Source organism: Pseudomonas sp. AKS31 (assembly GCF_023634765.1).
In the GTDB taxonomy this organism is placed as follows: Bacteria; Pseudomonadota; Gammaproteobacteria; order Pseudomonadales; family Pseudomonadaceae; genus Aquipseudomonas.
This window is the reverse complement of the sequence record NZ_JAMLFX010000002.1, coordinates 20,224-27,088: the sequence shown is the minus strand read 5'-3', so window position 1 is coordinate 27,088 and position 6,865 is coordinate 20,224. Positions and strand designations below refer to the sequence as shown.

The window sequence follows — 6,865 nt, the reverse complement described above, 5'->3', positions numbered from 1 at the left end:
GAGCCTGCTCGCGAAAGCGGTGGGTCAGGCACTGATGTGTTGAAAGTGCCGACGCATTCGCGAGCAGGCTCGCTCCCATAGGGGCCGTGCACAACCCAGCATTTTTTAGAGAGACAACAATCGATGAAACCTCGTGCCCGTGACCTCAACATCCGCATCGGCCAACTGCATCCCGGCCCGCTCAACGCCATCACTGATGTACCCGGCGTACGCGTCGGCCACAGCAATGTGCGCGGACGCAGCAGCGCCGGACGCGACATCTGCACCGGCGTGACATTGATCGAACCGCGTCCGGGTTCGACCAATCAGCAACCGTGTTTTGCCGGCGTGCATGTGCTCAACGGCAATGGTGACGCCACCGGGCTTGAATGGATTCGCGAGGCGGGTCTGCTGACCAGCCCGATTGCCTTCACCAACACCCACAGCCTCGGCGTGGTGCGCGATGCCTTGGTTGCCCTGGATCGCCAGCAGCAACCCGACGACGGTCGTCTCTACTGGAACATGCCGGTGGTGCTGGAAACCTTTGACGGCTTGCTCAACGACATCAACGGTTTTCACGTGCAGCCCGAGCATGTCGCTGAAGCCCTGAAAAACGCGGTCGACGGCCCGGTGGTGGAAGGCGCCGTCGGCGGTGGCAGCGGCATGATCTGCCATGAATTCAAAGGTGGCATCGGCACTTCGTCGCGGCGCTTGAGCGCTGCGCAAGGCGGCTGGACGGTCGGCGCGATCGTCCAGGCCAATCATGGCATTCGCAGTGAATTGCGGGTCGATGGCTACCCGGTCGGGCGTTACATTGAACAGAAGGATTCGCCGTTCTTGCGCGCATCGCTGCCGCATCCGGGCATGGGTTCGATCGTCGTCTGCCTGGCCACCGACGCGCCGTTGTTGCCGCATCAATGCACGCGTCTGGCACAGCGCGCGAGCCTCGGTCTGGCGCGCACCGGCGGTGGCAACGAGGATCACAGCGGCGACATCTTCATCGCCTTCGCGACGGGTAATGATCACGTACCGCCCGCCGCCTACGAAGGCAAAGGCGCACCGACCTGCGACGGTTTGCGCATGGTCAATAATGACCATATCAGCGAGCTGTTTCTGGCCGCGACCGAGGCGGTTGAGGAAGCGATCATCAATGCGTTGCTGGCCAGCGAAAGCACCGAAGGTAACGGGCATTCGGTGCCGGGCCTGGATGCGCAAACATTGCTCACCGCCCTCGAAAAATCAGGCTGGCCCGGATCGCGCTAATCCCCGAAATCACTGTAGGAGCTGCCGAAGGCTGCGATCTTTTGATCTTGTCTTTCAAAAGCAAAATTAAAAGATCGCAGCCTTCGGCAGCGCCTACAGAGGGGCTGTGAACATTCGTGAGCCTCGAGGGCTCTACTTTCTCCCCATCAAAGAGCTTTGAGGCTCTTTTTTTGTCTGCGCAAATCAGCTGTCCGGAAGTGAATCGGCACGAATCGAGCGCCAGGCCGCCTGCGCCAGCAACTCACGATAGTCCGCCGGACTGCCCTTCACCCGCCCGGCCAACCAGGCACGGCAGTAACTGTCGGCCTGACCAATGATCAACGACGGCAACAGTTCGGCGGGCAGCGCCTTGAGTTCGGCGGCGCGCCCCGATTCGGCCAGCCAGTCGCGCAGACGTGCATTGCGCGTTTTGTTGCGCTCCGCCAGTTCGTCCTTGAACGGCCCCTTGGTCACCGCAAATCGCGCGTGGTACTGGAAGCGCGCCCATTCCGGTTGCCGTTCGACCCAATCGACATAACTGAACACCAACGCCTGCACCCCTTCTTCGGTGGTTTGCGCCGCATCCAGATAGGCATCGCGCAGGCGCGCCTGATCCTCCAGCGCGGTAAAAAACAGCGCAGCGACCAAGCCTTCCTTGTTGCCGAAATGGTGATAGATCGCCCCAACGCTGGTATCGCACTCGACGCGAATCATGTCGATGGTGGTGGCTTCGATCCCCTGCTCGTTGAACAGGCTCAGGGCCTTGCGAAAGATTTCGCGTTTAAGTTCGGCACGGCGGCCGGGGTGACTGCGTTCAAGTAGATCTGCGGTGTCCATGCGGCTCACTGCCTGAAATCGGATTGAAAGGCACACGTCGTGCCCATGGAAAAAACACGCACAGGTTGACAGATTTCCCGCAGACAGAATACCGTTCCGTTACAGAACTTTATTCTGTAACGGAACATCATTCGGTAAATCATCCTCCGCGAGGCTTTCCATGAGTCAATCTCTCAGCATGTTCAATAGTGTGGGTCCGCAGGCCTTCAGTCAGATGGCCTGTCAATTTGCCCCCTACTTCAGCACGATCAATCCGCTGGTGACCGAGTTGCGCGCCAACGCCGCGACGGTGCAAGTGCCGTTTCGTCGCGAGATCACCAATCACCTCGGCACCCTGCATGCGATTGCCATGTGCAACGCCGCAGAATTGGCGGCCGGGATGATGACTGATGTGTCGATCCCGGCCGGCGCACGCTGGATTCCCAAAGGCATGACCGTGGAATACCTGGCCAAGGCAAAAACCGATGTGACGGCGGTGGCCAATGGTGAAGGCGTGGATTGGCAGAGCGAGGGCGACAAAATCGTCAACGTAGATATTCACGATACCGAGGGCAAAAAAGTGTTCACGGCGCGCATTACCATGAACGTCAAACCCGGCTGAATCGCGGACAGAAAAAAGCCCTTGCTGCACGATGCACAGCAAGGGCTTTTTGCCGAAGCCGGATCAGTGCACGGTCAGGCGTTGGCGGACAAATGCCTCGACATGGCGAGTGGTCTGATCGAGGTGGCGGTCGCGCTGTTTCTCGGCGTCGAGCATCGCCCGCTTGCCGTTTTTCTGCAGCAAGTAGGTGTGGATCTGCTGCACTTCCAGCGAGCGGTAAATCGGCGTGGTGTCGATAAAACCGCGTAAGCCATTGCTGCGGTAATGCCGGGTGCTCATCAACACCTGGGTTTCACGCTGGCCAATCACCTCAAAGCCCAACGCTTCGAAGTACGGCACTTTACCGACCGTGCAGGCCAGTTCCGCATGGGGATAACGCCCGACCATTTCACCGATCATTGCCCGCGCCACGCCCTGACGCCGATGCCCTTCGCGCACCGCCATGTAAGCCACGCTGCAGGCTTCCCAGTCGCCCTGCACCGGCAGGTACAAGAGAAAACCGATCACTTGCTCCGGATCATCCTCGTCGGTGGCGACCAGCAACTCGACGTCGGTGCCCTTCTCGCCATTCAACGCTTCCAGATACAGATGCACCTCATAACCGACCGCGTACTGATAGACGTTGTACAGCAGGTTGCTCGGGCCAAGGCCGACCGCGCTGATGTCGGTCAGGTAGTCGACGACCATCTGCAGAATCTGGCTGTTAACGCCCTCGGGGCATGGGGATTTGTAGTGGGTGATGCGTGGCATGACGAACTCCGACGGTAAAAAGCGTTGCCGACCGCCGCAGCGGTCGACGAGCCGCGACATCATACCGTGACGCGCCCGCTCGACGTCTAAAGTTCCTGTTCCGAGCGCCGATGTAACGGTCTCCTACAAATGTCACCACCAGGGATCGGCCATGTACTACCCGCGCGAAGCTGCCAAGGGTCACCTCTACAACCGTATCGTCATGCTGACCGTTGCTTGCTGCGTGGTTCTGCTGCTCGCTGCAATGGCGCACAAGTCGGGCATGCTTTATGGGGCGCTGAGTTTCAACGGTGTGGAAACCCGCGGCAGCGTCACGGCACTGGAAAAGATTCCAATGAACGCCAATGGCAAGGTCATTCACTATCAATACACCGATGTCCAAGGCCAGATCCATGAAGGGCAACACGCCGACGAACGCTACGTTGAGCATACCCAGTACGAAGTCGATGGCCCGATCACCCTGCTGGTGTCGCCGTGGATTCCAGATAAAAGCTGCATCGCCAGCCAGTTGCAGAGTTACCGTACGAGCTTCTACATCATGACCGGCGGTGTGTTGCTCGCACTGCTGTTTCTGCTGATCTCGGGCAGGACGTTCTGGCAGATTCAGGCAATGAAAGAGCAAGACCGGTTCTATTGAGTTCAGAATCACAGGCAAAAACCATCACGCGCGCCGGGCGTCTTGCTGCGGCGCCATCCTGACGTTCTCGCATCGCCCTCCCTGACAAAAATTTCATCGACCTCAGACGGGATCTTTGGCAAATCCGGCATCCAATTCTGCAGCTGCGTTCACTTTTCGACGCAGGCCTTGAGGAGTTGTCATGAGCGTTTTGCGTTCCCTGTCCAAATGGCGAAAAACCCTGCTGCTGGTGTCGTTGACACTGACCGCGCTAAGCAGCGCCCCGGTGTTTGCGCAACCGGTAGTGATCGTCCAGCAAGCGCCACCGCCGATGCGCATGGAAGTGATGCCCGGCGCGCGTCCCGGTTATATCTGGGATCAAGGTCATTGGCGCTGGCAAGGACGCGGTTACGTGTGGATACCCGGCCACTGGCAACCGGTGAGATACGGCGCGCGCTGGAAACCCGGGCACTGGCAGGCACGCGGACCAAACTGGTTCTGGGTCGAGGGGCATTGGGTGCGATGAATGCGCGACAGCCTGGCCATCATTTCTTGCGAGAACATCACCATGTCGAAAACCTTTAAAGCACTGCTGGCCGCCACGCTGGTGGCCGTTACGTTGTCCGGTTGCGTCGTCGAGCCGGCCCGTCCGCATCGGCCTCCGCCGCTGGTCGAAGTCGTTCCGGTGATGCCGGCGCCGGGTTATCACTGGGTTGCCGGGCACTATCGCTGGGGCGGCAACCAATGGCGCTGGGTGCCGGGGCACTGGCGGGCGTATTGATCGCTACGGTTGGCGTCACTGCTGTGGCGCCACCATTTTGAATTTGATGGCGATGTCCTTGGACACCACGGTGTCCGCCCACTCCCCTGCGCCGAGGCCGAACTCGTCACGCCTGAGCACCATATCACCGTCAAAAATGCCAATGTCACTGCCCGGTTTCAGTTCCACCGGCACCTGCACTGCGCGGGTAATGCCCTTGAGGGTGAGTTGTCCGTCGATCAGATAGCGACGCTCGGCCACTTGGGTGAAACGTAGTGATTCGAACACCGCCACGGGAAATTTTTCGGTGTCGAACCACGCCGGTTTCACCAGCTCGGTGTTGGCGTCTTCGCTGCCGGCATCGATGCTGCTGAGCTCGATGTGCAGTGTGGTTCGGGCGTAGGCGAGGTTATCGGTATCAAAGTCCAGCGTCGCCTCGAACTTGCCAAAGGTGCCGTACATCGGCGAGCCCATCTGGTTGTAGGTGAAGCTGATCTGACTGGCGTTGGTATTGACCCGCGTGTATTCGACCGCCTGCGCGGCACAGACGACGCACAGCGAAAAGGCTGCAGCCAGCAGCAATCGGAGCGACATGGAATTCTCCGGGCGGGACTGGCCGTCGCGGGCCTCAATTGACTTAAGCAAACATCCACGCGTTACGCCAGCGCCTACACCAAGCGCTCGATCTTCTGATGCTGCCAGACCAGTTTGTAATACAGGGTCTGCAGCACCAGCATGCCCAGGTACGCCACCGGAAACGCCATCCACACGCCCTGCAAACCATATTGGCCGTCCAGCCAGTACGCCGCCGGCAGTTGCACACCGACCACACAAATGATCGCAATGATCACCGGCACCAACACCGTGCCGCTGGCGCGCATGATCCCGCCGATGATGGCCTGGAAGCCGAACACCAACAGGCTCCACAGCATGATGTGCAGCAGATGCTCAGCCATCGCCCGGGTTGAGTCCTCGGTCAAAAACAGCCCGAGCAACCAGTGCGACAACAAGTAACCGAGCACAATCAAACCGCCGGTCAGGCACACGTTGATCAACAGCCCGGTGCGCAGAATCGGCCCCATGCGCTCGAGTCGCCCGGCGCCGATGGCCTGTGCACCGAGGATCGAAGCGGTGATCGCAATCGACAACGCCGGGAACTGCACGTAGTTGACGATCTGCGTCACCGCGCCATACGCCGCCGTTGCTTGCGAACCGTGCTGGTTGACCAGCGCCAGAATCACCAGCTCCGACAGCGACAGCACGATCATCTGCACGCCGGTCGGCAGACCGATGCGCAACACCTTGCCGAGAATTGCCCCGTCGAGACGCAGCGCAGCAAAGAACTCGCGGTCCGGCGCCAGCGGATGCCCCTTGCGAATCAGCCGCCACGCCAGCCATGCCATCGCCGCCAGGTTACCGGCCAGCCCGGCATACGCCGCACTCTGAATACCCAGTTGCGGCAAGCCGAACCAGCCGCGAATCAGCGCTGGCGTCAGGGCCAGCCCGACGCAGGTAGAGACCATCAGTGCCAACAACGGCGACAGCGTATCGCTGACCCCGCGCAGCAGTTGCGTGAACAACACGAACACCAGCAGCGACGGCAAGATCCACATCATCACATGGGCATAGGCCACCGCATCGTCGAGCACATCCGCCGGCGTCCCCAACCCGGTCAGCGCCTGGCGCGCGAACACACTGCCCAGCACCGCCGCCACCAGACCGATCAACACCCCGAGCAGCAGCGTCGCCCCGGCAATCGCCTTGACCATGTGCGGCTCACGCGCGCCCCAGGCCTGCCCGATCAACACACCGGCGCCCGCGCCGAGGCCGATCACCAGTGCGATAAAGAAGAACACGATGGGAAACATCCCCGACACCGCCGCCAGCGCCTGGGTGCCGAGCATCTGGCCGATGTAGATGCTGTTGACCGTGCCCGACATCGATTGCAGAAAGTTCGACAGCACCATCGGCGCGAGGAACAGCAGGTAGGTGTGCCAGAGTGGGCGTTGGGCGACGGCTTGCATTGAATAGAGGTCCATCTCGACGGCAGGAGGGCTGATGGAGGATAGCTTCGGTGAGT

General features: G+C 60.3%; 9 protein-coding genes. 5 read left to right on the top strand and 4 right to left on the bottom strand.

Annotated elements, in window-relative coordinates; genetic code table 11:
- Positions 1-123: 123 nt before the first annotated feature.
- The gene (locus tag M9827_RS06210; RefSeq protein WP_250604291.1) at positions 124-1,242 is read left to right on the top strand and encodes a DmpA family aminopeptidase; all 1,119 of its coding nucleotides are present in this window, start codon (positions 124-126) and stop codon (positions 1,240-1,242) included.
- 183 nt (positions 1,243-1,425) lie between these two features.
- On the opposite strand, the gene M9827_RS06205 is transcribed toward M9827_RS06210, so the two are convergent.
- Positions 1,426-2,058: a TetR/AcrR family transcriptional regulator gene (locus M9827_RS06205; RefSeq protein ID WP_250604289.1), complete on the bottom strand. Its 633-nt coding sequence runs from the start codon at positions 2,056-2,058 to the stop codon at positions 1,426-1,428.
- A 160-nt stretch (positions 2,059-2,218) separates the two neighbouring features.
- Between M9827_RS06205 and M9827_RS06200 the strand changes: the two genes are divergently transcribed.
- Positions 2,219-2,659: a hotdog fold domain-containing protein gene (locus M9827_RS06200; protein ID WP_250604287.1), complete on the top strand. Its 441-nt coding sequence runs from the start codon at positions 2,219-2,221 to the stop codon at positions 2,657-2,659.
- A 63-nt stretch (positions 2,660-2,722) separates the two neighbouring features.
- Here the strand turns inward: M9827_RS06200 and M9827_RS06195 are convergent, their stop codons facing one another.
- Complete coding sequence (locus M9827_RS06195) at positions 2,723-3,409, bottom strand: GNAT family N-acetyltransferase (RefSeq protein ID WP_250604285.1); 687 nt, start codon at positions 3,407-3,409, stop codon at positions 2,723-2,725.
- 151 nt (positions 3,410-3,560) lie between these two features.
- Here M9827_RS06195 and M9827_RS06190 point away from each other — a divergent pair, with 151 nt between their 5' ends.
- The 3 genes from M9827_RS06190 to M9827_RS06180 all read left to right on the top strand — a co-directional run bounded on the left by M9827_RS06190 (position 3,561) and on the right by M9827_RS06180 (position 4,806).
- The gene (locus M9827_RS06190) at positions 3,561-4,046 is read left to right on the top strand and encodes a DUF3592 domain-containing protein (protein WP_250604283.1); all 486 of its coding nucleotides are present in this window, start codon (positions 3,561-3,563) and stop codon (positions 4,044-4,046) included.
- A 181-nt stretch (positions 4,047-4,227) separates the two neighbouring features.
- Positions 4,228-4,551: a YXWGXW repeat-containing protein gene (locus tag M9827_RS06185; protein WP_250604281.1), complete on the top strand. Its 324-nt coding sequence runs from the start codon at positions 4,228-4,230 to the stop codon at positions 4,549-4,551.
- 42 nt (positions 4,552-4,593) lie between these two features.
- Positions 4,594-4,806 carry a YXWGXW repeat-containing protein gene (locus M9827_RS06180; RefSeq protein ID WP_186625272.1) on the top strand — a complete coding sequence of 71 codons (213 nt, stop codon included), beginning with the start codon at positions 4,594-4,596 and terminating at the stop codon, positions 4,804-4,806.
- Between the two features lie 15 nt (positions 4,807-4,821).
- Here M9827_RS06180 and M9827_RS06175 read toward each other — a convergent pair whose 3' ends face one another.
- Both M9827_RS06175 and M9827_RS06170 read right to left on the bottom strand, forming a co-directional pair.
- A complete protein-coding gene (locus tag M9827_RS06175; protein ID WP_250604279.1) occupies positions 4,822-5,379 on the bottom strand; it encodes a YceI family protein in 558 nt (185 codons plus the stop codon).
- 74 nt (positions 5,380-5,453) lie between these two features.
- On the bottom strand, positions 5,454-6,809 hold the full coding sequence (locus M9827_RS06170) for an MATE family efflux transporter (protein WP_250604277.1): 1,356 nt from the start codon (positions 6,807-6,809) through the stop codon (positions 5,454-5,456).
- Between the last annotated feature and the right edge of the window lie 56 nt (positions 6,810-6,865).

Excerpts from the sequence above, each read along its gene's own strand:
- M9827_RS06210 (WP_250604291.1), top strand. The coding sequence starts at position 124 with ATGAAACCTCGTGCCCGTGACCTCAACATCCGCATCGGCCAACTGCAT.
- M9827_RS06205 (WP_250604289.1), bottom strand. The coding sequence starts at position 2,058 with ATGGACACCGCAGATCTACTTGAACGCAGTCACCCCGGCCGCCGTGCC.
- M9827_RS06200 (WP_250604287.1), top strand. The coding sequence starts at position 2,219 with ATGAGTCAATCTCTCAGCATGTTCAATAGTGTGGGTCCGCAGGCCTTC.
- M9827_RS06195 (WP_250604285.1), bottom strand. The coding sequence starts at position 3,409 with ATGCCACGCATCACCCACTACAAATCCCCATGCCCCGAGGGCGTTAAC.
- M9827_RS06190 (WP_250604283.1), top strand. The coding sequence starts at position 3,561 with ATGTACTACCCGCGCGAAGCTGCCAAGGGTCACCTCTACAACCGTATC.
- M9827_RS06185 (WP_250604281.1), top strand. The coding sequence starts at position 4,228 with ATGAGCGTTTTGCGTTCCCTGTCCAAATGGCGAAAAACCCTGCTGCTG.
- M9827_RS06180 (WP_186625272.1), top strand. The coding sequence starts at position 4,594 with ATGTCGAAAACCTTTAAAGCACTGCTGGCCGCCACGCTGGTGGCCGTT.
- M9827_RS06175 (WP_250604279.1), bottom strand. The coding sequence starts at position 5,379 with ATGTCGCTCCGATTGCTGCTGGCTGCAGCCTTTTCGCTGTGCGTCGTC.
- M9827_RS06170 (WP_250604277.1), bottom strand. The coding sequence starts at position 6,809 with ATGCAAGCCGTCGCCCAACGCCCACTCTGGCACACCTACCTGCTGTTC.